Origin of the sequence: Azospirillum sp. (assembly GCF_035628975.1) — a bacterium.
Classification (GTDB): Bacteria; Pseudomonadota; Alphaproteobacteria; order Azospirillales; family Azospirillaceae; genus Azospirillum.
Map to the genome: position 1 here is coordinate 22298 of NZ_DASPIS010000086.1, position 26751 is coordinate 49048.

General features: G+C 68.8%; 24 protein-coding genes. 16 read left to right on the forward strand and 8 right to left on the reverse strand.

All coding sequences use genetic code 11. The annotated features are described in order from the left end of the window. The first annotated feature begins 6 nt into the window (after positions 1–6). The 3 genes from VD964_RS18710 to VD964_RS18720 all read left to right on the forward strand — a co-directional run bounded on the left by VD964_RS18710 (position 7) and on the right by VD964_RS18720 (position 3489). Positions 7–1983: a molybdopterin biosynthesis protein gene (locus VD964_RS18710; RefSeq protein WP_324870026.1), complete on the forward strand. Its 1977-nt coding sequence runs from the start codon at positions 7–9 to the stop codon at positions 1981–1983. 248 nt (positions 1984–2231) lie between these two features. Further along, positions 2232–2807, forward strand: a complete 576-nt coding sequence (locus tag VD964_RS18715; RefSeq protein ID WP_324870027.1) for a sigma-70 family RNA polymerase sigma factor — start codon at positions 2232–2234, stop codon at positions 2805–2807. A 10-nt stretch (positions 2808–2817) separates the two neighbouring features. Beyond that, positions 2818–3489 carry a ChrR family anti-sigma-E factor gene (locus tag VD964_RS18720; protein WP_324870028.1) on the forward strand — a complete coding sequence of 224 codons (672 nt, stop codon included), beginning with the start codon at positions 2818–2820 and terminating at the stop codon, positions 3487–3489. 26 nt (positions 3490–3515) lie between these two features. Here VD964_RS18720 and mtgA read toward each other — a convergent pair whose 3' ends face one another. Next, the gene (gene mtgA, locus VD964_RS18725) at positions 3516–4190 is read right to left on the reverse strand and encodes a monofunctional biosynthetic peptidoglycan transglycosylase (protein WP_324870029.1); all 675 of its coding nucleotides are present in this window, start codon (positions 4188–4190) and stop codon (positions 3516–3518) included. A gap of 112 nt (positions 4191–4302) precedes the next feature. Between mtgA and VD964_RS18730 the strand changes: the two genes are divergently transcribed. Further along, the gene (locus VD964_RS18730) at positions 4303–7080 is read left to right on the forward strand and encodes an ATP-dependent DNA helicase (RefSeq protein ID WP_324870030.1); all 2778 of its coding nucleotides are present in this window, start codon (positions 4303–4305) and stop codon (positions 7078–7080) included. Between the two features lie 2 nt (positions 7081–7082). Here the strand turns inward: VD964_RS18730 and VD964_RS18735 are convergent, their stop codons facing one another. Beyond that, on the reverse strand, positions 7083–8264 hold the full coding sequence (locus VD964_RS18735) for an ATP-binding protein (RefSeq protein ID WP_324870031.1): 1182 nt from the start codon (positions 8262–8264) through the stop codon (positions 7083–7085). A gap of 104 nt (positions 8265–8368) precedes the next feature. After that, the gene (locus VD964_RS18740; protein WP_324870032.1) at positions 8369–9316 is read right to left on the reverse strand and encodes an AEC family transporter; all 948 of its coding nucleotides are present in this window, start codon (positions 9314–9316) and stop codon (positions 8369–8371) included. A 173-nt stretch (positions 9317–9489) separates the two neighbouring features. Here VD964_RS18740 and VD964_RS18745 point away from each other — a divergent pair, with 173 nt between their 5' ends. From VD964_RS18745 to VD964_RS18775, 7 genes are all read left to right on the forward strand, one after another. Further along, on the forward strand, positions 9490–9915 hold the full coding sequence (locus VD964_RS18745) for a tellurite resistance TerB family protein (RefSeq protein WP_324870033.1): 426 nt from the start codon (positions 9490–9492) through the stop codon (positions 9913–9915). After that, positions 9848–10870, forward strand: coding sequence for an NAD(P)-dependent oxidoreductase (locus VD964_RS18750; protein WP_324870034.1), 1023 nt, complete (start codon positions 9848–9850; stop codon positions 10868–10870). Before VD964_RS18745 ends, VD964_RS18750 begins: the two co-directional genes overlap by 68 nt. A gap of 123 nt (positions 10871–10993) precedes the next feature. After that, positions 10994–12664, forward strand: a complete 1671-nt coding sequence (locus tag VD964_RS18755; RefSeq protein WP_324870035.1) for a methyl-accepting chemotaxis protein — start codon at positions 10994–10996, stop codon at positions 12662–12664. A 184-nt stretch (positions 12665–12848) separates the two neighbouring features. Further along, positions 12849–14450, forward strand: a complete 1602-nt coding sequence (cimA, locus tag VD964_RS18760) for a citramalate synthase (RefSeq protein WP_324870036.1) — start codon at positions 12849–12851, stop codon at positions 14448–14450. A gap of 304 nt (positions 14451–14754) precedes the next feature. Continuing rightward, on the forward strand, positions 14755–15222 hold the full coding sequence (locus VD964_RS18765; RefSeq protein WP_324870037.1) for a preQ0 transporter: 468 nt from the start codon (positions 14755–14757) through the stop codon (positions 15220–15222). A gap of 122 nt (positions 15223–15344) precedes the next feature. Beyond that, entirely contained in the window at positions 15345–15881 is a 537-nt protein-coding gene (locus tag VD964_RS18770) for a flagellar basal body-associated FliL family protein (protein WP_324870038.1), read from the forward strand. 278 nt (positions 15882–16159) lie between these two features. Beyond that, positions 16160–17530, forward strand: coding sequence for a DEAD/DEAH box helicase (locus VD964_RS18775; protein ID WP_324870039.1), 1371 nt, complete (start codon positions 16160–16162; stop codon positions 17528–17530). 107 nt (positions 17531–17637) lie between these two features. Here the strand turns inward: VD964_RS18775 and VD964_RS18780 are convergent, their stop codons facing one another. Genes VD964_RS18780 through cobS form a run of 3 tightly spaced genes read right to left on the reverse strand, consistent with a single transcriptional unit; the run spans position 17638 to position 19680 of the window. Further along, positions 17638–18162 carry a pyridoxamine 5'-phosphate oxidase family protein gene (locus tag VD964_RS18780; RefSeq protein WP_324870040.1) on the reverse strand — a complete coding sequence of 175 codons (525 nt, stop codon included), beginning with the start codon at positions 18160–18162 and terminating at the stop codon, positions 17638–17640. Between the two features lie 52 nt (positions 18163–18214). Next, positions 18215–18859 carry a histidine phosphatase family protein gene (locus tag VD964_RS18785; protein ID WP_324870041.1) on the reverse strand — a complete coding sequence of 215 codons (645 nt, stop codon included), beginning with the start codon at positions 18857–18859 and terminating at the stop codon, positions 18215–18217. After that, positions 18856–19680: an adenosylcobinamide-GDP ribazoletransferase gene (cobS, locus tag VD964_RS18790; RefSeq protein ID WP_324870042.1), complete on the reverse strand. Its 825-nt coding sequence runs from the start codon at positions 19678–19680 to the stop codon at positions 18856–18858. The genes VD964_RS18785 and cobS overlap by 4 nt, the downstream gene beginning before the upstream one ends. Before the next feature lie 142 nt (positions 19681–19822). On the opposite strand from cobS, the gene def reads away from it, so the two are divergent. The 3 genes from def to truA are packed head-to-tail and all read left to right on the forward strand — an operon-like array spanning position 19823 to position 22079. Continuing rightward, positions 19823–20335, forward strand: coding sequence for a peptide deformylase (def, locus tag VD964_RS18795; RefSeq protein ID WP_324870043.1), 513 nt, complete (start codon positions 19823–19825; stop codon positions 20333–20335). 32 nt (positions 20336–20367) lie between these two features. After that, the gene (gene fmt, locus VD964_RS18800; RefSeq protein ID WP_324870044.1) at positions 20368–21336 is read left to right on the forward strand and encodes a methionyl-tRNA formyltransferase; all 969 of its coding nucleotides are present in this window, start codon (positions 20368–20370) and stop codon (positions 21334–21336) included. 5 nt (positions 21337–21341) lie between these two features. Then, on the forward strand, positions 21342–22079 hold the full coding sequence (gene truA / locus VD964_RS18805) for a tRNA pseudouridine(38-40) synthase TruA (protein ID WP_324870045.1): 738 nt from the start codon (positions 21342–21344) through the stop codon (positions 22077–22079). Here the strand turns inward: truA and VD964_RS18810 are convergent. Then, positions 22073–22930, reverse strand: coding sequence for a LysR family transcriptional regulator (locus VD964_RS18810; protein WP_324870046.1), 858 nt, complete (start codon positions 22928–22930; stop codon positions 22073–22075). The two genes, truA and VD964_RS18810, sit on opposite strands and share 7 nt — an antisense overlap. A gap of 113 nt (positions 22931–23043) precedes the next feature. Between VD964_RS18810 and VD964_RS18815 the strand changes: the two genes are divergently transcribed. After that, positions 23044–23649: a cysteine hydrolase family protein gene (locus tag VD964_RS18815; RefSeq protein ID WP_324870047.1), complete on the forward strand. Its 606-nt coding sequence runs from the start codon at positions 23044–23046 to the stop codon at positions 23647–23649. A 45-nt stretch (positions 23650–23694) separates the two neighbouring features. On the opposite strand, the gene VD964_RS18820 is transcribed toward VD964_RS18815, so the two are convergent. Further along, positions 23695–25305: an ABC transporter substrate-binding protein gene (locus tag VD964_RS18820; RefSeq protein WP_324870048.1), complete on the reverse strand. Its 1611-nt coding sequence runs from the start codon at positions 25303–25305 to the stop codon at positions 23695–23697. 216 nt (positions 25306–25521) lie between these two features. On the opposite strand from VD964_RS18820, the gene VD964_RS18825 reads away from it, so the two are divergent. Continuing rightward, positions 25522–26541 carry an aspartate-semialdehyde dehydrogenase gene (locus tag VD964_RS18825; RefSeq protein WP_324870049.1) on the forward strand — a complete coding sequence of 340 codons (1020 nt, stop codon included), beginning with the start codon at positions 25522–25524 and terminating at the stop codon, positions 26539–26541. The last annotated feature ends 210 nt before the right edge of the window (positions 26542–26751 follow it).

Consider the following 26751-nt stretch of genomic DNA (forward strand, 5'->3'; position numbering starts at 1 on the left):
TGCCGCGTGCACAGTTCCGACCCCAGCCGCGAGGACATCCGCCGTTTCGTCGCCCAGGCCGCCCGCCAGGACCAGTTCCTGGAGGTGGTGAGCGGGGAAGAGGCGCGCGCCCGCTTCCACCGTCACCTCGATCTGTCTCCTCGCGGGGAGGAACGGGTGCCCCTGGCCGCATCCCTTGGCCGCGTGCTGTCCGCCGATGTGGTGGCGGATGTGGACGTGCCCGGCTTCGACCGTTCTGTGGTGGACGGCTTCGCCGTGCGCGCCGCCGATACGGTGGGCGCTGCGGAGGACAGCCCGGTCGCCCTGCGCCTGAACGACGAGGTGCTGGCCGCCGGCCATGCACCCGAACTGACGGTGGAGCCCGGAACCGCCACGGTGATCGCAACCGGCGGCATGCTGCCGCGCGGTGCCGATGCGGTGGTGATGGTGGAGACGACGGAGGCGGTGGAGCGGTCGGACGGCCTGTTCGTCACGCTGACCCGTCCGGCCAACCCCGGCGCCTTCGTCGCCGCCGCCGGGTCCGACATCGGCCGGGGGGAGGTGGTCCTGCGCAAGGGCCAGGCCCTGACCTCGCGCGAAATCGGCGTGCTCGCCGCCATCGGACTGGCCGAGGTCGCGGTGGTGCGCCGGCCGCGCGTCGCCATCCTGTCCACCGGCGACGAGATCGTGGCGCCCGGCCAGCCGATCCGCACCGGGGCGGTCTATGACAGCAACGGCGCCATCCTGGCCGCCGCGGTGGCCGAACTGGGGGCCGAGCCGGTGCCGCTGGGCATCGCCCCGGACGAGGACGCGGCGCTGGAGCGGCTGGTCGCCCAGGGGCTGCAGTGCGACGCGCTGCTGCTGTCGGGCGGCACCTCGAAGGGGGCGGGCGACCGCTCCCACCGCATCGTGGCGCAGCTGTCCGATCCCGGCATCGTCGCCCATGGCGTGGCGCTGAAACCCGGCAAGCCGCTGTGCCTTGCGGTGACCGGCGGCAAGCCGGTGGTGATCCTGCCGGGCTTCCCGACCTCGGCCATGTTCACCTTCCACAGCTTCGTGGCGCCGGTGATCCGCGCCCTGTCCGGCCTGCCGCCCGCGACGGCGGAGGAGGTGCCGGCCACCCTGCCGGTGCGGCTGGGGTCGGAGCGTGGGCGCACCGAATATGTCATGGTCTCGCTGGTCCATGGCGCCGATGGGGACGCGCTGGCGGCCTATCCGCTGTCCAAGGGATCGGGCGCCGTCACCGCCTTCAGCCATGCCGACGGCTTCCTCGCCATCGACGCCCAGGCCGAGGCGGTGGAAGCCGGGACGCCGGTCTCGGTCCAGTTGCTCGGCCGTTCGGTGACGCCTGCCGACCTGATCGTGGTGGGCAGCCAGTGCATCGGCCTCAACGCCGTGCTCGGCGGCCTGATCGGCGAGGGGATGACGGTGAAGGCGCTGAATGTCGGTTCGATGGGCGGGCTGGCGGCGGCGCGGCGGGGCGAGTGCGACATCGCGCCGGTCCATCTGATGGATCCCGCCACCGGCACCTACAACACGCCCTTCCTGGCGCCGGGGCTGGACCTCGTCACCGGATACCGCCGGATGCAGGGCATCGTCTTCCGCCGCGGCGACCCGCGCTTCGAGGGCAAGTCGGCGGCAGAGGCGGTCGCGGCGGTGGCGGGCTTGCCCGACTGCATCCTGATCAACCGCAATGCCGGCAGCGGCACCCGCATCCTGACCGACCGGCTGCTGGGGCCGGCGCGGCCGACCGGCTATTGGACACAGGCCAAGTCGCACAATGCCGTCGCCGTCGCGGTGGCGCAGAACCGCGCCGATTGGGGTGTGGCCATCGGGACGGCTGCGACCATGTACGGGCTGGGCTTCCTGCCGCTGCAGGAGGAGCATTACGACTTCATCGTCCCCGCCGCCCGTCGCAACCGTCCGGCGGTCCGCCGCTTCGTCGAGGCGCTGGAGACGCCGGAGGTGGCGGAGGCCCTGCGTGCCATGGGGTTCATGCGATAGGGTGTGAACAATTCTTCCGTCAAATCCGAACAAAATGCCGCAGGTCAGGATTTTTCGTGATCCGACGGCCGGGCGGTTGCGTACCGACGGTCACGATGCGACATACAGCCCGGCGTCACGGCCGGTGGCGTGGGGGACCGGTGCAGGAGACCTGAAAAGGTGCCTGGAAAGGGGAGGGTGCCGCGAATTCCGGGAATGGGTGCCATCCCCGGCTTGTGCGGCGGCCGATGTTCCCCTTGAATGGGTCCATGCAGGACCAGCACACCCCCGCGGCCGACATGGCCCCCAGCCTGGAAGACCTGCTCGTCGCCGTCGGGCGCGAGCGGGACCGTCAGGCGTTCGGGGTTCTGTTCGGCCACTTCGCGCCACGGCTGAAGACGTATCTGCGCCGGTTGGGATGCGATTCCGCCGGCGCGGAAGAACTCGTTCAGGAGGTCATGCTGTTGGTCTGGCGTCGTGCCGAAACCTATGATCCGATCCATGCCTCGGCCGGCACCTGGGTGTTCACCATCGCGCGCAACAAGCGAATCGACGTGTTGCGCCGCGAACAGCGGCCGGAGATCGATCCAGACGATCCGGCCCTGGTCCCCGAACCCCAGGAGGCCGCCGACCGGCGGATCGAGGCGAAGGAGAGCAGCGGCCGCCTGCGCGCCGCGCTGAAGGACCTGCCGCACGAACAGGCCGAACTGCTGCGCATGGCCTATTTCGAGGACAAGCCGCACAGCGTCATCTCCGCGGAGCACGGCATCCCGCTGGGCACCGTGAAATCGCGGCTGCGTCTGGCGATGGAACGCCTGCGCCGGTCGCTGAGGGATGTGGGATGAGGCATTTCCGATGATTCGGCCCAGCCACCATCCGGGCGATACCCTGCTGATCGACTATGCCGGCGGCGCCCTGTGCGAAGGCGCGTCGCTCGCGGTGGCGACCCATCTGGCCTTCTGTCCCGCCTGCCGCCACGAGGTGGCGGAGATGGAGGCGATCGGCGGTGTCCTGCTCGACGAACTGGAGCCGGAACCGCTGTCCAGCGGCTGCCTGGAAGCGCTGATGGCCCGCCTGGACCATGAGCGGCCGGCGCCCTGCCGTCCTACTCCGAAGCCGCCGGCCGAGCAGTCGCGCTATCCGGAGCCGCTGCGCAGCTACCTGCGCGGCCGTCTCGACCGTGATGGCCGGATCGGGGAGGGCGGTTGGCGCTTTCTGCAGCCGGGCATGCGCTGCATGGATCTGCTGTCCGGTCCGAACGGGACGACCCGGCTGATCCGCATGAAGGGCGGCGTCGGCGTGCCCAAGCACACCCATGGCGGCATCGAACTGACCGTGGTGCTGGAGGGCGGCTTCTCCGACGAGTTCGGCGCCTTCCTGCCCGGCGACCTCGCCATCGGCGACCCGTCGCTGGTCCACCGGCCGGTGTCGGACCCGGAGGGCTGCCTGTGCCTCGCCACCACCATCGGTGGCCTGAGGCTGACCGGTCCTGTGGGGCGGCTGTTCAACCGCTTCATCAAGTTCTGAGGCGGGGACCGGCCTGAGGGCTGGCCCTACCGCGCGCAGTCCGCCAGCCCGTCCCGGCGCACCACCGCCATCCGCCGCTCGATCACCCCCGCCCGCCTGACGACATAGGGGCCGGGGCGGGTGGGCGACCAGTTGCGCGGGCTGGGCAGCACCACGGCCAGCAGCGCCGCCTCGCGCCGGGTCAGCGCCGCGGCGGACTTGCCGAAATGGTGCCGCGCCGCGGCCTCCGCGCCATAGACGCCGTCGTCCCACTCCACGATGTTCAGATAGACCTCCAGGATGCGGCGCTTGGTCCACAGCCCTTCGATCAGAAGGGTGAACCAGGCCTCCGCCCCCTTGCGGGTCCAACTGCGGTCGGGCCAGAGGAAGGTGTTCTTGGCGGTCTGCTGGCTGATGGTGCTGCCGCCGCGCAGGCGCTTGCCCTCCTCGTTGTCTTCGAAGGCGCCTTCGATCGCGGCCCAGTCGAAGCCGCCATGGCCGCAGAAATTGCTGTCCTCCGACGCGATCACCGCCTCCACCAGGGCTGGCGAGATGCGTTCCAGCGGCTCCCAGTCGCGCGACAGGCCGGAGCCGCCCAGCGCCCGGATCAGCATCAGCGGCGTCGCCGGCGGCGGCACGATCCGGTAGAGCGCGGCCCACAGAATGGTGAAGGCCACCAGACCCGCCACCCCGATCAACGCCCAGCGCAGCAGCTTCCGCATAAAGTCCCGTCTCCGCTCGGCTCCCCCGGACTTCCCTCAATGGGGGTGAAGCGGCGGCCCGTCAACATCCGGCACTCGCTTTGCGGCATGCCGCCGCCATATAGTGCCGCCGATGGACCTGACCGCCGATCCCACTCCGCTCCACAGTCTCGACGACGCGCCTGCCATGGTGGCCGGCGCGCGCCGCGTCGTGTCGCTGACGCTCGACGGCGAGGTGGAGGAACTGTCGCTGGCCGCCGCCGCATCGAAGGTGCGCCGCCAGCCGCCGCTGGTCTGCCATGCCCGCGCCTTCGCCCGCCGATTGGGGATCGACGGCTTCCCGGCCTTCGATGTGCTGGAGCTGTTCGCCTTCGTCCACCCCGCCCGTTTCTGCGTCCCCACCCCGCGCGGCATCGCCGAGGCGCTCGACCTCCCCACCCCGGATGGGCACGAGGCGGAAGCGCTGGCCCTGCAGCGCGCCGTGCGCCGCCTGCTGGGCGATCTCGGCGCCCCCTTGACTCCTGGGGGGCGCGAGGAGTCCTCCGACCCCGTCGCCTTCGCCTGGGAGATGGGGCGCGCCGGCTGGCCCTGGGCACCCGCGGTGCTGGCGGCGCTCGGCAAGCCGGACGGACCGGAAAAGGGCGCCGCCCGCTCGGGCCTGCGCGTCTGGACCCGCATCAAGGAGTGGGAGGAGGGTGCGCCGCCGCCTCCGCCCGCGCAGAACCCGGTCGATCCCGATGAGGCACGCCGCCGCCTCGCCGCCATGCTGTCGGCCAACGTGTTGGGCAAGGTGGCGGAGCCGCGGCCGCAGCAGGCCGATTACTCCAGCGCGGTGTCCGCCGCCTTCGCCCCGCGCCAGTTGCCCGACACGCCCAATGTCGTCTTGGCGGAGGCCGGGACCGGCGTCGGCAAGACGCTGGGCTACCTCGCGCCGGCCACAGTGTGGGCGGAGAAGAATGGCGGGACGGTGTGGATTTCCACCTACACCCGCAACCTCCAGCACCAGATCGACGGGGAACTGGACCGGCTCTATGCCGACCCGGCGACCAAGGCGCGCAAGGTGGTGTTGCGCAAGGGGCGCGAGAACTACCTGTGCCTGCTGAACCTGGAAGAGGCGGTGCGCGCCATGCCCTTCCAGCCGCACAACGCCATCGGCGTCGGGCTGATGGCGCGCTGGGCGGCGGCGACGCGCGACGGCGACATGACCGGCGGCGACTTCCCCGGCTGGCTGGTCGACATTGCCGGGCGCGGCCCGACCATGGGGCTGGCCGACCGCCGCGGCGAGTGCATCTATTCCGCCTGCGACCATTACGCCCGCTGCTATATCGAGAAGAGCGTGCGCCGGGCGCGGCGCGCCGACATCGTCATCGCCAACCACGCGCTGGTGATGGTGCAGGCGGCGCTTGGCGGCGGCGAGGAGCCGACGCTGCCCAGCCGCTATGTCTTCGACGAGGGGCACCATGTCTTCGACGCCGCCGACAGCGCCTTCGCCGGCCACCTGACCTGCCGCGAGACGCAGGAGCTGCGACGCTGGCTGCTGGGGGCGGAGGAGACCGGCCGCAGCCGCGCCCGTGGCCTGAAGCGCCGGCTGGAGGACATCGTTGCCGGCGACGAGGAGGCGCTGCGCCACCTCGACGACATCCTGATGGGCGCCCGTGTGCTGCCCGGCGACGGCTGGTCGGCGCGGCTGGCCGCCGACAACCCGCAGGGGCCGACCGAGCGTTTCCTGCTGCTGGCCCGCCAGCAGGTCTACGCCCGCACCGCCGGGCAGGGCGGCCCCTACAGCCTGGAGGCGGACAAGGCCTATCCGGTCGATGGCCTGCTGGAGGCGGCGGCGGAGCTGGAACAGGCGCTGGTCCGCCTGTCGGAACCGGTGGAGGCGCTGGCCCGCCGGCTGGCGCAGCGGCTTGAGGACGAGAGCGCCGAACTGGATTCCGACCAGCGCCGCCGCATCGACGCCCTGTCGCGCAGCCTGCACCGCCGCGGCACCCTGACGGTGGAGGCCTGGCGCGCCATGCTGCGCACCCTGCCGACCGAAACGCCGTCGCACTTCGTCGACTGGTTCGCGGTGGAGCGGATCGACGGCCGCGACGTCGATGTCGGGCTGTACCGCCACTGGGTCGATCCGACGGTTCCCTTCGCCGAGGCGCTGGCCGGTCCGGCCCACGGGCTGGTGGTGACCTCCGCCACGCTGACCGACGGCACCGGCGATGTCGGGCAGGACTGGCGCGCGGCGGAGGACCGCTGCGGCGCCAGCCACCTGCCGGCCCCGGCGATCCGCGCCCAGGTCCCGTCGCCCTTCGACTATCCGAACCGCACCCGCGTCTTCGTGGTCAACGACGTGCGCAAGGACGATCTGGGGCAGGTGTCGGCGGCCTACAAATCGCTGTTCCTGGCGGCGGGCGGCGGCGGGCTCGGCCTGTTCACCGCGATCAGCCGCCTGCGCGCCGTGCGCGACCGCATCGCCGAGCCGCTGGATCAGGTCGGCATCCCGCTCTACGCCCAGCATGTCGATCCATTGGACGTGTCCACCCTGATCGACATCTTCCGCAACGAGGAGCATGCCTGCCTGCTCGGCACCGACGCGGTGCGCGACGGGGTGGACGTGCCGGGCCGCTCGCTTCGCCTGATCGTCTTCGACCGCGTTCCCTGGCCGCGTCCCGACATCCTCCACCGTGCCCGCCGCGAGGCCTTCGGCCGCCGCCGCTACGAGGACATGATCACGCGGCTGCGCCTGAAGCAGGCTTTCGGCCGTCTGGTCCGCCGCGCCGACGACACCGGCGTCTTCGTCCTGCTCGACTCCATGATGCCGAGCCGGCTGGCCGGTGCCTTCCCGGAGGGGGTGGAGATGCGTCGCGTCGGTCTGAAGCAGGCGGTGGAGGAGACGGCGGAGTTCCTGCGGGGGTGGTGAGGCTACTCCAGCGTCGGCATCACCCGCCGCATGTAGGAGTCGAACAGTGGAACGGTAAAGGCCGTGTCGCCGTGCTGGGGAGAGTAGATCATCCCTTTCTTGATCAGCTTGCCACGCGTCGGACCAACGCTCGTGGTTTTCAGGCCGAGACAGTCGGCGACATCTCCCGAACGATGTGCGCCCGGGCCGAATTCAGCCAAAGCGCGCATGTAGCGCTTTTCGGAAGGAGTGCAGCGGTCGAAGCGGACGCGGAAGAAGCTCTCGTCCAACGTTCTAATCGATATATCGGTTGCCCGGACGACATCGCCATATGTAATGGAAGGACCGGACGCGATGTTCCAAGCATCGTGCGCCCATTGCTGAAGAAAATAAGGATACCGCTCGGTAACCCGAAGTATTTCTTTGATTGCCTCAGGCTTGAAACTCGCACCTTCCGCGATAGCCGGCCCGGCTATGGCCGCCTCTGCATCAATCTCGTCGAGTGCGCCGATCTTCGGGTAACGGAATAGCCGCTCGGAATAGGATTTGGACTCTCCGGCCAAACCGAGGATCTGCGGCAACCCAGCACCGATCAGGGTCAAAGGCAACTGCGCTTGACTGATCTTGTGAATGGACATGATCAATGCGCTGAACTCCTTCTCCGATAGGTATTGGAGTTCATCGACGAAAAGCGCCACGGGGCAGCCGACCGCTTTTGCAGCGTCCCCGACGGCAAGGAAGAGGTTCGGCAGATCGACTTCGATGTCGCCGCTGTCGGCAACCCCGGTTTCGGACTCGATACCCAACTCGATGTCGAGTTCGCCGACCTTCACCTTGATGCTGCCCAGAAAGCTTTTCAGCACGCGCAATCCACGGCGAACCTTGTCTTTCCCGTTCTCAAATCGGCTGAGAGAAAGCAATAAGGATCGCAGGCCCGGCGCGATCAGTTCGGCGAACGGCTTTGCTTCATGAGCTTCGACGATGTGGGTCTTGTAACTCTGTTCTTCGGCGATCTCCTTGATGCGCACAAGAAGCACGGTTTTTCCGACGCCACGCAAGCCGACCAGTATTGAGCTTTGGGCAGCCCGCCCTATGGCGATCCTTTGCAGTGCGACGCGCGCATCATCGAGGACGGAGGAGCGTCCGGCCAGTTCCGGGGGCGGGTTACCGGCACCGGGAGCGTAGGGGTTACGGACGCGATCCATCCCAGACCTCTTTGTATCGACTTTATCCATTTTGACCTGGATATTGGTAAAAACGGGTAAACTCGATACAAAGAGATGTCAATGGTCCTGACGGCCGACGAACCTCACCCGCCAGGCGCATACACCGCCAGCAGCGCCGACAGGGTCACCACGCTGAACACCGTGGACACCAGGATCGCCGAGGACGTGCGCTCCACATAGGTCTGGTATTGGGTGGCCACCACGAAGGTCAGGGCGCCGGTCGGCAGTGCCGCCAGGATCACGGCGCTGCCGGTCCAGAACGGGTCCATCGGGAACAGGGTCTGCGTCAGCACCCAGGCCAGCGCCGGATGCACCAGCAGCTTCAGCGCGCTGATCCACCCCGCCTCCGCCAGCCCGGCGGTCAGCCGCTGCGAGGCCAGGAACAGGCCGATGGCGAACAGGGCGCAGGGGCCGGCGGGGGAGCCCATCAATTCGCAGAAGGTGGCGATCGGCTTGGGCACCGCCACGCCGGGCAGCAGCGCCGACCAGGCGAGGCCGGCGGCGGTGGACAGGATCAGCGGGTTCTTCGCCAGCGCGCGCCCGACGTCGCGCAGCGCCTTGCCCACCCCGTTGCCGTGGCTGTTGGCGAACTCCATCCAGACCACGGCGATGCCGACCATGATGGCGCTCATGATCACGGTCGCCAGGATGGTGGGCGCCAGATGGTCCGGGCCGAAGGCGGCCAGGAACAGCGGGATGCCCATGTAGCCGGTGTTGGAGAAGGCGGCGTTCAGCCCCTGCATGCACTGGATCTGCGTGCGTTCCCGCCGCAGGAGCCGGCCGATGACCGCCCCCAGCGCATAGACCAGCAGCATCGACCCCAGGAAGGCGCCGATGAAGGGGCCGTTGAAGATCTCCGGGATCGACCGTCGCGCCGTGCCCAGGAACAGCACCGGCGGCAGCGCCATCCAGTAGACGAACTTGTTGAGCGCCTCCGACGAAGCCGCGCCCAGCAGCTTCGACTTTCCGGACAGGAAACCGGCCAGGATGATGGCGAATACGGGAAAAGCGACATTGAGGACGACGTTCATGATGCGCGACAATAGGGGGAGCCAACCGTCGCGTCGAGCGACCGACCCCTCCGCCCCGAGCATGGCACCCTTGACGCCGCACAAGCGGCGTCGGACGCCGGGCTTGACGCGGGTGGAGCGGCGTTCGAGATTGCCGCCCGGACACGCGACCGCTCCCCGAGGGAGACCGCCTCATGAGAAAGCCGACAGACGCAATGATCGACCACCACAGCGCCCTCATCTACGTCATGGTCCTGGTATCCGCCTGCGACGGCGACATGACCGACGCGGAACTGGAGGCCATCGGCGAGAATGTGCGCTACCTGCCGATCTTCAAGGATTACAGCGGCGATCAGGTGATGGCCGCCACCCGCGAATGCACCGCCATGCTGACCGACAATGACGGGCTGGACACCGTGCTGACCATTGTCGAGCAGGCGCTGCCGGCCAAGCTGCGCGAGACCGCCTATGCGGTTGCCTGCGACATCGCCGCCGCCGATCCCAAGGCCTCGCAGGAGGAGCTGCGCATGCTGGAGCTGATCCGCCACCGGCTTGGGGTGGACCGGCTGTGCGCCGCCGCCATCGAACGCGGCGCCCGCGCCCGCCACATGCGCCTGTGATCCTGCCGGCCTTCTTCTGAAAGCCCGGAATTTTACCGAAAGCCCGGATTCTACCGAAAGCCTGGACATGAGCGAAGAGACCACCCGCCCCGACCTTTCCGGCCAGCGCATCGGCTTCATCGGGCTTGGCCTGATGGGCAAGCCGATGGCCCGCGCCCTGGCCCGCGCCGGTGCGGAGCCGGTGGTGACCAGCCGCAGCCCCGGTCCGGTCGCCGAACTGGCGGCGGAGGGAATGATCGCCGCCACCGGTCCGGCCGCGGTCGCCGGACAGGCCGGGATCATCATCCTGATGCTGACCGATACGGCGGCGGTGGAGACGGTGGCCGACGCGCTGCTTCCGGTCCTGCGCCCCGGTCAGCTGGTGATCGACATGGGCACCACCGCGGTCGCCGCCACCCGTGCGCTCGCCGAGCGGGCTGCCGCTGCCGGCGCGGACTGGCTCGACGCTCCCGTTTCCGGCGGCACGGTGGCGGCGGAGGCCGCGGCACTGACCATCATGGCCGGCGGTTCCGACGCCGCCTTCGCCCGTGCCCTGCCGGTGCTGCAGGCGATGGGCCGCCGCATCACCCATGTCGGGGCCAGCGGCGCCGGACAGATCGCCAAATCGGCCAATCAGGTCATTGTCGCCCTCACCATCGGCGCCGTGGCGGAGGCGCTGGCCCTGGCGCGTGCGGCCGGCGCCGATCCGGCGAAGGTGCGGGACGCCATCCGCGGCGGCTTCGCCGAATCCCGCATCCTCGACCTGCATGGCGGCCGCATGGTCAGCGGCGACTTCACGCCGGGCGGCCGCGTCACCACCCAGGTCAAGGATCTGCGGCAGGCGGAAGAACTGGCCCAGCAGTCCGGCATCGACCTTCCGACGCTCGGCCTGTCGCTGGAACTGTTCGAGATGCTGGTCGAACAGGGAGACGGCGCGCTGGACCATTCCGCGCTCTATCGCCTGTTCGCGCGCTGAAAGGACCCTTCGAGCCCCGACTATGGTTGTATGCGTCAACACCTCGCATTGCCTTAAGCAATAATCCTGATCCATACCGGCTGGAGGTGTTGCAGTTCTGTGACGCCGCGGCGGGGGATGGCAATGTCGTTGCGCATGATTCTGGTTGGGGTTCTCACGTCGCTCGGTCTGATGCTGGGCTTCGAGGCATTGAACGGCATCACCACGCTGGAAACCGCCAACGGACGGATGAAGTCGGTCTATGAGGACCGGGTGGTGCCGCTGCGGGACCTGAAGATCGTCTCCGACGCCTACGCGGTGATGATCGTCGACACCTCGCACAAGGTCCGCGCAGGGGCGATGCCCTGGACCGACGGCGCCGCTTCCGTGCGCAAGGCCCTGACCACGGTGCGCGAGCGCTGGCAGGCCTACACCTCCACCTCGCTGACGGCGGAAGAGTCCCGGATGGTGGCGGAGACGCGGGCGGCGATGGAGCGGGCCGACGCCGGCGTCGCCACGCTGCTGCGCGTTCTGGACGGCGGCGACAAGGCGGGGCTGGAAGCCTTCATCGCCCGCGACCTGTACCCCACCATCGACCCGGTGACGGAGCATGTCAGCGGCCTGATCGACCTTCAGGTCCGTGTCGCCGGCAACGACTTCGCCGACTCCCAGAAGTCTTACGAGCGCGAGCGCCGCGGCTCCTGGATGCTGCTTGCCGGCGCGGCCCTGCTGCTGGCGGCCGGGATCGCCGTCGTGATCCGCCGGGTGATCGCGCCGCTGACGGCGATGACCGCCGCCATGGCCCGGCTGGCCGGCGGCGACGTGACCGTGACGGTTCCCGCGACCGACCGCGGCGACGAGATCGGCCGGATGGCCCGCGCCGTGGCCGTGTTCAAGGACAACGCCATCGAAAAGCAGCGCATGGAGGCGGAGCAGGATCGGCAGAAACAGAACATGGAGGCCGAACGGCGCCGCATGATGGCCGAATTGGCCGACCGGTTCGAACAGGCGGTTCGCGGCGTGGTCGCCCAGGTCAGCGCCGCCGCCGGGCAACTGACCGCCAACGCGCGGTCGTTGTCGACGCTGGCGGAGCAGAGCCGCTCGCAGGCCGCGGCGGTGGCGGGTGCCAGCGAGCAGACCTCCGCCAACGTGCAGACCGTCGCCGCCTCGGCCGAGGAGATGGCCGCTTCCATCGGGGAGATCACCCGGCAGGTCAGCGACACGGCGGCCGTCGCGCGCCACGCCGCCGAACGGGCCGGCCGCACCGATGCCACCATCCGCCAGTTGGCCGACCATGCCAAGGCCATCGGCGACGTCGTGCAGCTGATCAACGCCATCGCCGCCCAGACCAATCTGCTGGCGCTGAACGCCACCATCGAAGCGGCGCGCGCCGGCGAGGCCGGCAAGGGCTTTGCGGTGGTGGCCGGCGAAGTCAAGAACCTCGCCAACCAGACGGCCAAGGCGACCGAGGAGATCGCGAGCCAGATCGGCAGCATGCAGGGCGTGACCGGCGAAGCGGTGGACGCCATCACCGAGATCGGCCGGACCATCGACGACATCAACCGCATCGCCGCCTCCGTCGCCGCGTCGATCGACCAGCAGGATGCCGCCGCGCGCGAGATCGCCCGCAACGTCCAGCAGGCCGCGGTGGGAACGGAGGAGATTTCCTCCAACATCGTGGTGGTGCGTCAGGCGGCCGACGACACCGGCAGTGCCGCCCGCGACGTGCTGGGTGCGGCCGATATCCTGTCCGCCGACGCCGACCGGCTGTCGACGGAGGTGGAGCGTTTCATCCGGCAGGTGCGGACCGCCTGATCGGCGATCCCGCTCCGGCCGGCCTGTTCCGGTCGCCAATCCCTTCCGTTGCGGCAAAGGGGCAGTTTTCGCAAGTTTCTTCTCAAAACGGTTGAGCGCAGGCGCCGCATCGTCCATTCTCCCGGCTTTCCACGGGGCGGCGGACCATCTGCCGTTCCACCGGCTTAAGACGGGTCAGGCGGCGATGACGGGCGAACGCATCTATCTTTACGACACCACGCTGCGCGACGGGGCGCAGACCCAGGACGTGGATTTCTCGGTCGCCGACAAGATTGCGATTGCCAAGGACCTCGACCGGCTGGGCATCGACTATGTCGAAGGCGGCTGGCCGGGCGCCAACCCGACCGACGACCAGTTCTTCGCCGAGGCGCCGGAGCTGACCCGCGCCACCTTCACCGCCTTCGGCATGACCCGCCGCCCCGGCCGCAGCGCCGCCAACGACCCGCAGCTGACCGCGCTGGTGCAGTCGCGCGCCAAGGCGGTCTGCATGGTCGGCAAGACCTGGGACTTCCATGTCGACGTCGCTCTGAACATCCCGCGCGAGGAAAACCTCGACCTGATCCGCGACAGCATCGCTGCGCTGCACGCCGCCAAGGGCGAGGCGCTGTTCGATGCCGAGCATTTCTTCGACGGCTACAAGCGCAACCCGGCCTATGCGGTTTCCTGCATCAAGGCGGCGTATGAGGCCGGCGCGCGCTGGATCGTGCTGTGCGACACCAACGGCGGCACCCTGCCGCACGAGATCGACGCCATCGTGCGCGAGGTGGCGGAGACGCACGGCATCCCAGGCGACCGGCTGGGCATCCACTGCCACAACGACACCGAGAATGCGGTCGCCAATTCGTTGGCCGCGGTGCGGGCCGGCGCGCGGATGGTGCAGGGCACCATCAACGGCCTGGGCGAGCGCTGCGGCAACGCCAACCTCGTCTCGCTGATCCCGACGCTGATGCTGAAGCTGGGCTACGAGACCGGCATCCGGCGCGAGGATCTGCATCTCCTGACCCAGCTGAGCCGCGCCTTCGACGACCGGCTGAACCGCGCGCCCAACCGCCATGCGCCCTATGTCGGCGCCAGCGCCTTCGCCCATAAGGGCGGGCTGCATGTCTCGGCGGTGGAGAAGGACCCGTCCTCCTACGAGCATGTGGCGCCCGAGGCCATCGGCAACCGCCGCCAGATCGTGATGTCGGACCAGGCCGGCCGATCCAACCTGATCGTGCGGCTGCGCGACATCGGCATGGCGGTGGATGCGAAGGACGACCGGCTGGCCGGCCTGCTCGATCTGGTGAAGCAGCGCGACAGCGACGGCTACGCCTACGACACGGCGGAGGCCAGCTTCGAATTGCTGGTCCGGCGCGAGTTGGGCGAGGTGCCGCGCTTCTTCGAGCTTCTGCGCTTCCACGTCACCGACGAGCGCCGCTACAACGCGGTCGGCAAGCTGGTGGTGGAATCGGAAGCGGTGGTGCGCGTGCGCGTCGGCGACGCCATCCGGCTGGAGGTGGCGGACGGCAACGGTCCGGTCCATGCGCTGGACGTTGCCATGCGCAAGGCGCTGGAGCCTGTCTATCCGGCGCTGGCCCAGGTCAGCCTGTCCGACTACCGCGTCCGCATCCTGGCCGCCAAGGACGGTACCGGCGCCATGCCGCGCGTGCTGATCCGCAGCGCGCGGACCGACGGCAGCGAATGGTCGACGCTGGGTGTCTCCACCAACATCATCGAAGCCTCGATGGAAGCGCTGGTGGACAGCTACACCTACGCCCTGATGAAGAGCGAGGCGAAGCCGGTCTGAGGGCCAGGGTGTAAGGGCTGAATGCCCCCTCCCTTCCCATGCTTGCGCATGGGCCCCTTCCCTCCCCCGCCTTTGGCGGGAGAGGGAGTATAGCGCAGAGCGGCGGTAGTCCCCTCTCCCGCGATCGGATCGGCCTTCGGCCGACCGAGGGCGGAGGAGGGTTAGGGAGGGGGCAGACTACACCTTCCCACCATGGCGATGTTCTGATAGCAACGGCGGTTTCGGGGCGCTCGCATTCACGCGGGGACTGCTCCGGTCACCGGCGCCCGTATTGCCGCGGGTCCGCTCTCGGAGGATCATCGCCATGCTCTGGCTCGCCGCCTATATCGGCAGCATTCTTGCCATCAACTTCGCCTTCAGCCTGTTTCCGCACCTAGATCTGGTCTGGTCCTGCTGGGCCGGGCTGATCTTCATCCTGCGCGACATGGTTCAGGTCCGCTTCGGCCATTGGGCGCTCGCCGCCATGCTGGGCGGCACCGTGCTGTCCTATCTGCTGACCGATCCCTTCGTCGCCACCGCCAGCGTCCTCGCCTTCGCGGTGTCGGAGATGATCGACTGGGCGGTCTTCACCATCACCCGCCGGCCCCTGCGCGACCGTCTGTGGATCAGCGCCGCCCTGTCGGTGCCGGTCGACACCGCCATCTTCTTCGGCATGCTGGACATCTGGGATCCCACCGTGTGGGCCGCCAGCCTCGCGTCGAAGCTGCTGGGTGTGTCGGCGGTGTGGCTGCTGATGCGCACGCGGGAAGGGCGGATGGCCGTAGCGGCCTGAGCGCCGGCCGGAGGATTCAAGTGGGGGCGTCCGCACCAGGGCGGCGTCCCACCTCCACCGAATCTTAACCGCGGCGGCGGTAGACTCCTCCATGCCCCTGCCCGGCCCGGAGGAGGCCGACCATGGCCACGCACCGCACGCTGCACGGAACGCCGTACCCGGCCCCGCCTCCCAATCCGCTGAAGCCGGATCCGCTGGATGCGCTTGCCCCGCAGCATACGCCCCATTCCGAACCTGCCCATCCCACCCGCACGCTGATCGTCGTCCTGATCGCCCTGCTGACCCTGGCGGGGCTGGCCTATGGCGGCGGCATCGCGGTGGACCGCATCGTGGAACAGCGGCGGATCGAGGCGCGCATGGGGCCGAAGCCCAGTCTTGCGCAGTTGCCGGCGATCGAGGTTCCGCTGGGGGGCTTGCGCGCGGTGGAGATGCAGGTCTCGCTGGTGCTGGCGCCGAAGGTGAAGGCCGACCGAGTCCTGCGTTACCAGGACCGCATCGCCGACCGGCTGTTCCAGACCGTCAGCCAGGCCGACGCCGAAACCCTGACCGGCACCGGTTCCGCCGCCTTTCTGAAACAGAGCATCAGGGACGCCGTGAACCGCGAGGCCGGGACCGGCCTGATCCGCGACGTCTACATCGAACGCATGGTCGTCAAGTGAACGACGCGGGGCTCGTTCGGCGATGCCCCTTGTCTTGTGCGGCGCAATAGCTTATGTAGGGCGTCTTGATCGCTGGAGGCTCGCGCGTCTCTTGAGCGAGACGCGCTGTGATTGCGCAACGGCGAACGCCCCCAAGGTTCTGGGGCGCACTGGCCGCTGCATCGGATAGACGCCTCTCCCTCTATCGACCTCCTCCCGGCGAGTCCGCCGGTATGTCCCACGCCCGCCATCGGGGCGCGCGGGGCCGTGCCGTGTTGCTTTGAGAAGGTTGTTACGACTTGACGTTTTCCGAACTCGGCCTGCACCCGCTCGTCTTGAAGGCCCTCGAGGCGTTCGAATACACCGTTCCCACCCCGGTCCAGCTGGCCGCCATTCCGCCGGCGCTCCAGGGCCGCGACATCCTCGCCACCGCCGAGACCGGCACCGGCAAGACCGCCGCCTTCATGCTGCCGGCGCTGACCCGCACCGCCGAGCTGCCGCTGAACGGCGCCGCTACCCCGCGCGTGCTGGTTCTGGCCCCGACCCGCGAGCTGGCCAAGCAGGTCACCGACGCCGCCCGCAAATACGCGAAGTTCATGAAGCTGAACATCGTGGACGTGGTCGGCGGCATGCCCTACCGCGAGCAGCTGCGCCTGCTGTCGCGCCCGGTCGACGTTCTCGTCTGCACCCCGGGCCGCCTGCTGGACCATGTCGCCCGCCGCCGCATCGCGCTGGACGAGGTCGAGGTGCTGATCCTCGACGAGGCCGACCGCATGCTGGACATGGGCTTCCTCGACGATGTCGAGACCATTGCCAAGTGCTGCCCGCCGACGCGCCAGACCCTGCTGTTCACCGCCACGCTGGACCGCCGCATGGCGCAGCTGGCCGGCAACCTGCTGCGCAACCCGGAGCGCGTGGCCGTCGAGAGCCAGGCGACCGCGATCAACGTCGAACAGCGTCTGCACCATGCCGACGACCTCGACCACAAGCGCCGCCTGCTGCAGCATTTCGCCGCCCAGGAAGAGGTCGGCAAGGCGATCATCTTCGCCGCCACCAAGCGTGATGCCGACACGCTGGCCGAGGAGCTGAGCGCCGCCGGCCATGCCGCCGCCGCCCTGCACGGCGACATGGACCAGACCAAGCGCAACCGCACGCTCCAGCGTCTGCGCACCGGTCAGGTCCGCCTGCTGGTCGCCACCGACGTCGCCGCCCGCGGCATCGACGTGCGCGACATCACCCACGTCATCAACTTCGACCTGCCGCGCTCGGCGGAGGACTATGTCCACCGCATCGGCCGCACCGGCCGCGCCGGCGCCTCGGGCGTTGCGATCTCCTTCGCCGCCCGCGCCGACCGCGAGACCCTGGTCCGCATCGAGCGCTACACGAAGGCAACGCTCGAGGTGCATGTGGTGCCCGGCCTGGAGCCGACGCGCCCCTTCACCACCGGCGGCGCCGGCCGTCCGGCCGGTCGCGGCGGCCGTCCGGGTGGCGGCGCCGGCAAGCCGTGGCACCGCAACGGCGAGTCCAAGGGTCCGCACGCCCCGCGCGGCCCGCGTCCGGACTATGCCCGCAACGACAACCACCGCGGCGATGCCCGTCCGGACCATGCCCATGCCCGCCGTGAAGCCCACGGCAACGGCAAGCCGGCTGCCCGTGCGAAGAGCTGGTAAGCAGCGTCCCTGACGCTTCTGACCCTCGAATGAAAACGCCCTCCCTGTCGGCCTCGCGGTCGGCAGGGAGGGCGTTTTCATTTCAGGCCCGCTCTTTCAGATGCGCCTTACTGAAACGCGATCTTCGCGTTGTCGCCGGGGTCCGGCGATTGGCCGGTCAGCTTCGCCTTCACATAGCCATAGGCGTAGACCATGGTGCTCGACGGGCTGTCCCAGTATTCGGCCTGATCGACCGACACCTTCAGCAGGGCGACCTCCGGATCATCCGGACCCTGGGGGAACCAGGTGCTCATGATGTCGCGCCACAGGAAGCGGATCTTGTCGCGATCGCGCACGACCTCGGCGACGCCTGAAACCGAAATGTAATCCTGCTTGTCGGGGTTGGAGTAGGCGAGGTTGACGCGCCAGTGGCGGTCGATCTCCGCAACCTTTTCGGAATGGGCGCGGGTGAAGAACCACAAGGTGCCGTCTTCGAAACCCGCATGGGACAGAGTCGCCATCGGACGGGAGTTCAGCCGGCCGTTGTCGTCCAGCGTCGTCATCATCGCGACCTGGACGCCCTTCATCATCTCCCAGAGCTTCTTGACTTCACCCTGGTCAGGGCTGTGGCCGGCGGTGGTGCTATGGACCATGGTCTGCCTCTCGTTCGGTAGCCCAGCGGAGACAGGGGAACGCCTTTCGTGGTCAGAAGGTTCCGGGTTGAGCGTTCACTCCCCCGACCGACCAGGATCCTGTCCCGGCGTGGTAGTGGTCGATCCGGGTCAGCGACCAGGGGTCGATCCGCAGCCGCAACGCCGCCTCCGGCGTCAGATCCAGCGCCAGCGCCAACGCGCCGCGGATGGTTCCGGCATGGATCACCGCAACCACGTCGCGTCCGACATGGATGTCGGTCAGCCGCCGCAGCGCCGCCGCCGTACGGTCCATCACCGCGGCGAAGCTCTCGCCACCGGGCGGCGCGTGGCGTGCCGGGTCGCGCCAGAAGCGCGCCGCCGCCTCGGCATCGCGCATCGCCGCGGTGTCGTGGCTGATGCCCTCCCACGCGCCGAAATCCTGCTCCGCCAGCGCCGGCTCCACCACCGCCGTGTCGGCAAGGCGGGGATTGCGGGTCCACAGCGCCTGGGCGGTCTGCCGGCTGCGGCGGAGCGGGCTGGTCAGCCACAGGGCGTCAGCGGGCAGACCGGCCGCGAGCGCCGCCGCCGCCGCGCGGTTGCCGGTATCGGCCTCGCGGTCGCTCGACCCGCAGATGACGTTGTCGGGGTTGTGGACGGGCGCATGGCGGATCAGCCACCAGCGGGTGACGGTCAGGGGGGTGAGGCTCACCGCGTTCATGCCGCTGCTCCAATGAGGGCGGACCCCAGGAAGGAGGAAAGGGTCAGCAGGACCGCGGCCTCTGCCACCTGCTGGGACGCGCCGAAGACGTCGCCGGTCTGTCCGCCGAGATGGCGCCTGGCGAGCGCGCCCACCGCGGCCACCCCCAGCAGGGATGCCGCCATCGCCGGCAGGGCCAGCCCGCCGAGAGCCACCGCCGCAATCGCGATGCCGAAGACGAGCGCCAGCAGCACTGTCGCCATCGCCGGCCGTCCCTGTGCCGCCGCCAGCCCGTCACGCCGCGCCGGGGAGAGGACGCGCGCCATCGCCGCCAGTCCGCAGCGCGACAGAGCGCCCGCCGCCACCAGCGCTGCGACCGCCGCCGGCACCGGCAGGGCCGCCAGCGCCGCCGCACGGATGCCGACCGAGAAGACCAGCGCCAGCACGCCATAGCTGCCGACCCGGCTGTCACGCATGATCTCCAGCTTGCGCGCCAGATCGCGCCCGCCGCCGAATCCGTCGGCGACGTCGGCCGCGCCGTCCTCGTGCAGTCCGCCGGTCAGCCGCACCGTCGCCGCCAAGGCCAGCAGCGCCCCGGCCAGCGGCGGCAGGTTCAGCAGTGCCGCCAATGCGAACACGGCACCGCCGGCCAGCCCGACCAGCGCCCCCACCAGCGGAAACCACCCCATCGCCCGCGCCGAAGCGCCTTCGGCCAGCGGTCCGTTGAGCGGGCCGATTGGGGGCAAGGGCAGGCGGGTCAGGAACACCAGCGCCAAGGCGGCGTCCTGGGTCCAGCGCGGGGAAGGGGAGGGGGCGGTGGTCGCGTCATGCATGATCGGCATCGACTACGCCCAAGCGGCGTTCGGTGCAACCCTGCTCGGCGGACTGCTTTAGCCCGCGTTCCTGCCGGTCCGATTCCTTGACCAAAACACTTGGTCCGCCTACTTTGTCCGTTTGAACTCCCCCTATCATCATCGAGCACCCATGGCCCGTCTTCCGATCCTCGTCGCCCCGCATCCGATCCTGAAGCGCAAGGCGCAACCCGTCGCCGAAGTGGATGCGCGCGTCGTCAAGCTGATGGACGACATGGTGGAGACCATGTACGACGCCAACGGCATCGGTCTGGCCGCCCCGCAGGTCGGCGTGCTCGACCGCGTCATCGTCGTCGACGTCCATGAAAAGGGCGAGCCGGCGAACCCGATCCGCCTCGCCAACCCGGAAATCGTCTGGTCGTCGGACGAAAAGGCGATCTGCGAGGAGGGCTGCCTGTCGGTGCCGGAGCAGTATGCCGAGGTCACCCGTCCCCAGCGCATCCGCGTCCGCTATCTGGACGAAAAGAACCAGCAGCAGGAGATCGAGGCCGACGGGATGCTCGCCACCTGCATCCAGCATGAGATCGACCATCTGAACGGCGTTCTGTTCGTCGATTACCTGTCGATGCTGAAGCGGAACATTCTGCTGAAGAAGGTTCAGAAGATGCAGAAGGCGACGGCCTGACCCGCCCAAAAACAGATCGGCGATTTGATTCGATGACCCCGCTCCGTCTCGTCTTCATGGGCACGCCGGACTTCGCCGTGCCCAGCCTTGCCGCGCTGATCGAGGCGGGGCATCAGGTCGTCTGCGCCTACAGCCAGCCGCCGCGCCCGGCCGGCCGCGGCCAGCAGGTGCAGAAATCGCCAGTCCACCGCTTCGCCGAGGAGCACGGCATCCTCGTGCGCACGCCCAAGAGCCTGCGCAACGCCGAGGCCCAGGCCGAGTTCGCAGACCTCAAGGCCGATGCGGCGGTGGTCGCCGCCTATGGCCTGATCCTGCCGCAGCCGATCCTGGATGCGCCGCGGCTGGGTTGCGTCAACGTGCATGGCTCGCTCCTGCCGCGCTGGCGCGGGGCGGCGCCGATCCAGCGCTCCATCCTGGCCGGCGATGCCGAGACCGGGATCACCATCATGCAGATGGATATCGGGCTCGACACCGGCGCCATGCTGTCTCGGGAAGCGGTGGCGATCACCCCCGCCACCACCGCCAGCAGCCTGCATGACGAACTGGCGGCGCTCGGCGCCCGCATGATCGCTCCGGCGCTGGAAGGTCTGGCCGCCGGAACGCTCGCCGCCGTGCCGCAGCCCGAAGAGGGCGTCACCTACGCCGCCAAGCTGACGCGCGAGGATGGCCGGCTCGACTGGACCCAGCCCGCCGCTTACGTCGAGCGGCAGGTCCGCGCGCTGACGCCTTGGCCGGGCTGCTGGTTCGATGTCGCCAATGGGGCGGCGAACGGTGAGCGGATCAAGGTGCTGGCCGCTGAGCCGGCCTCCGGCAAGGGCGCGCCCGGCACGCTGCTGGACGACCGGCTGACGGTCGCCTGCGCCGATGGCGCGGTGCGGTTGGTCAAGGTGCAGCGTCCCGGCAAGGCGCCGGTGGACGGCGCGGCCTTCCTGCGCGGCTTTGCGCTGGCGGTCGGGCAGCCGGTCTCCGCCCCCGTATCCGCCGAAACCGTCGCGGACTGACCGCCGTGCAGCGCTGGAAACTGACCGTCGAGTATGACGGCCGTCCCTTCGTCGGCTGGCAGCGCCAGGACAACGGCCCCTCCGTCCAGCAGAGCCTGGAGGAAGCGGTGCAGCGCCTGTCCGGCGAGGTGGTGCGGGTCCATGGCTCCGGCCGCACCGACGCCGGCGTGCATGCGCTGGGGCAGGTCTGCCATTTCGACCTGGAAAAGCCCTTCACCGGCCTGAAGCTGCGCGACGCCCTGAACTTCCACCTGAAGCCGGCCCCCATCGCCGTGCTGGAGGTGGAGGCGGTGACCGAGGACTTTCACGCCCGCCTGACCTCGATCGGCCGCGCCTATGTCTACCGCATCGTCAACCGCCGTGCGCCGCTGGCCCTCGACGCCGGCCGTGCGTGGCACGTCACCCGCCCGCTGGATGCCGAAGCGATGCACGAGGCGGCGCAGGTCTTGGTCGGCCAGCATGATTTCACCAGCTTCCGCGCTGCGTTGTGTCAGGCGAAGTCGCCGGTGAAGACGCTCGACCGGCTGGATGTGGAGCGCCAGGGCGAGGAGATCCGCATTCATGCCGCCGCGCGTTCCTTCCTGCACCATCAGGTCCGCAACATGGTCGGCACGCTGGAACTGGTGGGTGCCGGCAAATGGAAGGCGGACGATGTCCGCCTTGCGCTGGAGGCCCGTGACCGCGCCAAAGCCGGGCCGACCTGTCCGCCCGATGGACTGTATTTCATGGCGGCGCGTTACTGAGCGACGGCGGTTCCCTTCAGCCGCGCCCGCTCGGCGGTGAAGACCGTCACCAGATGCTCGATCACCGCCCGCACCCGCGGCACCTCGCGGCGGTCGCGGTGAACCAGCAGCCAGACCTCGCGTGTCAACGGCGGGCCGGACAACGGCAGGCGTTCCAGCCCCGGCACGCCGTCCGCCAGCATGCAGGGCAGGAAGGCGGTGCCAAAGCCGGCGACTGCTGCGGCAAGCTGGCCCTGCACGCTGTTGGACCGGAAGGCGACGCGCCGGCCGCCGCCATGGCGGTCGAGCCACAGCGCCTCCGGCAATTCCGCCATCGATTCGTCATAGGCGATCAGCGTGTCGGGCGCGTCCGGCGCGGCGTAGAGCCCATAGCCCAGCGTCGCCAGCCGCCGCCCGACCAGATCGCCGCGCTGCGGCCGGGCCAGCCGGATCGCCAGATCGGCCTCCCGCCGCGCAAGGCTGAGGGTGCGGTTGTCGACGATGATCTCCAGGTCCAGGCCGGGGTTGGCCGCCCGCAAGGCCCCCATGCGGGGGATCAGGAAGATGTCCGCCAGCGCCTGGGTCATCGTCAGCCGCACGGTGCCGGTCAGCCCGGTGTCTGCACCCTCGCGGCGGCGGATCGCCTGCGCCCGTTCATCCATCGCCTCGGTCAGGGCGCGGACGCTCTCGCCCTCATCGGTCAGGACATAGCCCTCGGGTCGGCGCTCCATCAGGCTGCGGCCGAGCGCGGACTCCAGCGCGGCCAGCCGGCGCCCGACCGTGGCGTGGCTCAGCCGCAGGCTGCGCGCCGCCGCCGACAGGCTGCCGGCCCGCGCCAGTTCCAGGAAGACGCGCAGGTCGTCCCAGTCCAACGGGCTTGTGAATTTCTGAACAGTCATGGTGCAAGGATAGCGGATGGCTGCGCATCGGTGAACGGGGCAGCATCGCCTCCATCAACGCTCGAACAAACGCGGAGCACCACCCGATGACGACCCAAACCGCCAAGACCCTGCGCCAGATCGCCGGCGCGCCGAACACTCCGGCTCCGCTGGACAAGGCGGTGCTGGTGCTGATCGACCTTCAGCGCGAATACACCGACGGCGCCCTGCGGCTGTCGGGTGTCGATGCGGCGGTGGAGAAGGCGGCGGCGCTGCTGGACCTCGCCCGCGCCCATGCCGTGCCGGTGATCCACATTGTCCACCACACCGCGGCGGGCGCGCCGGTCTTCGACCCGACCGGACCGATGGCGGAGATCATCCCGGCGGTGGCGCCGCGCGATGGCGAGCCGGTGATCGTCAAGAAGCTCGCCAACGCCTTTGCCGGCACCGACCTGCAGACGGTGGCGCGCGACACCGGGCGGACCGAGATGATCGTCGCCGGCTTCATGACCCACAACTGCGTCAGCAGCACCGTGCGGTCTGCGGTGGATCATGGCTGGCGGGTGACGGTCGTGGCGTCGGCCACCGCCACCCGCGACCTGCCGGACGGCAAGGGCGGCGTGGTGCCGGCGGCCGACATCCAGCGCGGCGTGCTGACCGGCCTGTCCGACAGCCTCGCCGTGGTGGTGGAGGATGCACGGGCCTGGGGGTGAATTCCCTCTCCCCGGGGGGGAGAGGGGGATTTCACCGTTACATCCTTACTTCTTCTCGGCCTTCCAGTAATAGTTGGTGTCGAAGCTCGGACCCCAGACGAGGCCGCTGACGGTCTTGCGCTCCGCCACCATCTCCGTCTGCTGGAACATGATGACGAAGGGCGAGTCGGCCAGGACCGAGCGCTGGAGTTCCTCGTACATCCGGGCGCGCTTGGCGCTGTCGCGTTCCTCGACCGCGGCGGCGGTCTTCTTGGTCAGTTCCGGGATGTCCCAGGCGTTGCGCCAGGCCAGCGGCTTGGACTTGGCGTTGTCGCTGTTGTCCGGGTTGGAGGCGAAGGTGTCGGCGTTGGAATTCGGATCCTGATAGTCCGCGCCCCACTGCTGGATCATCAGGTCGTGGTTGCGGGCGCGGTACTTGGTCAGCACCTGCTTGCCGTCGCCGGGGATGATCTCGATCTTCACGCCGGCCTTGGCGGCGCTGGCCTGGATCGCCTGGGCCATGTCCTGGGTCGGGTTGGTGTTGCGCACGTCCATGCTGACGGTGAAGCCATCGGGATAGCCGGCCTTCGCCAGCAGCTCCTTCGCCTTGGCCGGATCGTACTTGTAGGGATTGTCGTTGACGGCGCCCAGGAAGCCCTTGGGCAGGAAGGCCTGATGGACGGCGCCGATGCCGTTCATGATCGTGCCGGCCATGCCGTCATAGTCGACCAGATACTTGAACGCCTCGCGCACCTCCGGCTTGGCCAGGGTGGCGTTCTTCTGGTTCAGGCTGAGATACCACAGCGTGCCTTTCGGCGCCTGGACCAGACGGATGGCGTCGCTGGACTTCAGCGGTTCGAACTGCTCCGGCTTCAGGTTGCGCGCGACATCGACGTCGCCCTTCTCCAGCAGCAGGCGCTGGGTCGCCGGCTCCGGGATGTGGCGGATCAGAACGCGCTTCAGCTTCGGCGCACCGCGCCAATATTTCGGGTTGGCGTCGAAGGTCAGCAGTTCGCTCGCCTTCCACTGCTTCAGGACGAAGGGGCCGGAGCCGGCGGAGGCGGTCTTCAGCCAGCCGGCGCCGAAATCGCCGTCCTTCTCCTTGCTCTTCACCAGTTTGGAATCGACGATGGAGCCCACGTCGGCGGTCAGGCAGTAGAGCACGAAGGTCGGTGCATAGGCCTTGTCGGTGGTGAAGACCAGCGTGCGCGGATCCGTGGCGCGGACCATCTGCTCGACATTGTCCGGGGTCAGGCCGAACTGGGTCAGGATGAAGGCCGGACCCTTGTTCATCTTCACCGCGCGGGCAAAGGACCACGCCACGTCGTTCGCCGTCAGCGGGTTGCCGGAATGGAAGGCGATGCCGTCGCGGATTTTGAAGGTGAAGGTCTTGCCGTCGGGCGACACGGTCCAGCTCTCCGCGGCCTCGCCCTCGATCTTGCTGACGTCGTTGACGTCGAAATGGACCAGCCGGTCATAGACCTGGGCGCTGTATTCGGCCCCCGACAGTTCGAAAATCTCGGCCGGGTCGAGGCTGACGATGTCGTCGAACTGCCAGGCCATCACCAGCGCGTCCTTCGGCGTGTCGGCGATGGCGGGGGCGGCGAAACCGGCGAGGGCGAGAGCGGCGGCGCCAAGAACCGTCTGCGCAATAAGGCCGCGCTTGAAGCTGGTCATCCGTGATGTCTCCCTGGAGGCCCATTCGGGCGCTGTTGAGGGCGGGCACTGTCGAGGGATGGAATCTTCCCGCCGCCTTCCATGGCCTGTCAACCCGGCCGGAGGGCAGGTTTCATAAGGCGACGGGTTGCAATTCGCGGGGAAAGCGCCTAGCTCCTAACGCCCCCCGGCACCATTCTTGTATTCGCGGACATTCGGCAGAAGGAAACCACCGTCATGGGCTATACCGTCGCGGTCATCGGCGCCACCGGCAATGTCGGGCGCGAGATCCTGCAAACGCTGGCCGAACGGAAGTTCCCGGCCGACAAGGTCATCGCGCTCGCCTCCGAAAAGTCGATCGGCCAGGAGGTGTCCTATGGCGAGGACGACATCCTCAAGGTCGAGGATCTCAACAAGTTCGACTTCCATGGCGTGGACATCGTGCTGTCGTCGCCCGGCGCCAAGGTGTCGGCCGTGCATGTGCCGCGCGCTGCCGCCGCCGGTGCCATGGTGATCGACAACACCTCCCACTTCCGCATGGACCCCGACGTGCCGCTGGTGGTGCCAGAGGTGAACCCGGAGGCGCTGGCCGGTTATCGCAAGCGCGGCATCATCGCCAACCCCAACTGCTCCACCATCCAGATGGCGGTGGCGCTGAAGCCGCTGCACGACCGCTATAAAATCCGCCGCGTGGTGGTGTCGACCTACCAGTCGGTGTCGGGCGCCGGCAAGGAGGCGATGGACGAGCTGTTCACCCAGACCCGCGCCATCTTCGTCAACGATCCCATCGCCAAGAGCGTCTTCCCAAAGCAGATCGCCTTCAACGTCATCCCCCAAATCGATTCCTTCATGGAGGACGGCTCCACCAGGGAAGAGTGGAAGATGATGGTGGAGACCAAGAAAATCCTCGATCCCAAGATCAAGGTCGCCGCCACCTGCGTCCGTGTGCCGACCTTCATCGGCCATGCCTTGTCGATCAACATCGAGACGGAGGAGCCGATCAACGCCGAGGAGGCCCGTGTCGTCCTGCGCGCCGCCCCCGGCGTGTCGGTGGTCGACCAGCAGACCGGCGACGGCTATGTCACCCCGGTGGAGGTCGCCGGCGACAACCCGGTCTTCGTCAGCCGCATCCGCGACGACTTCACGGTGGAGAACGGCCTGTCCTTCTGGTGCGTCGCCGACAACCTGCGCAAGGGCGCCGCGCTGAACGCCGTGCAGATCGCCGAGCTGCTGGTGCGGGATTACATGGTGGAGTGAGGGGGCGGGTTGAGCTGAGCTTTTGCCCCCTCCCTAACCCTCCCCCGCCTTCGGCGGGAGAGGGGACTGCCCAGGGGAATCGCATTTGAGAAAAGAGGGTAGCGCGGCGGGCTGAAAAGGATTCAGTAGGGAGGCTCTGGCGTTCAGGGAAGGAGCCCCCCGATGTCGTGGTACGCGAAGGTGTTTGCCGCTTTACCAGACCCTCGTACG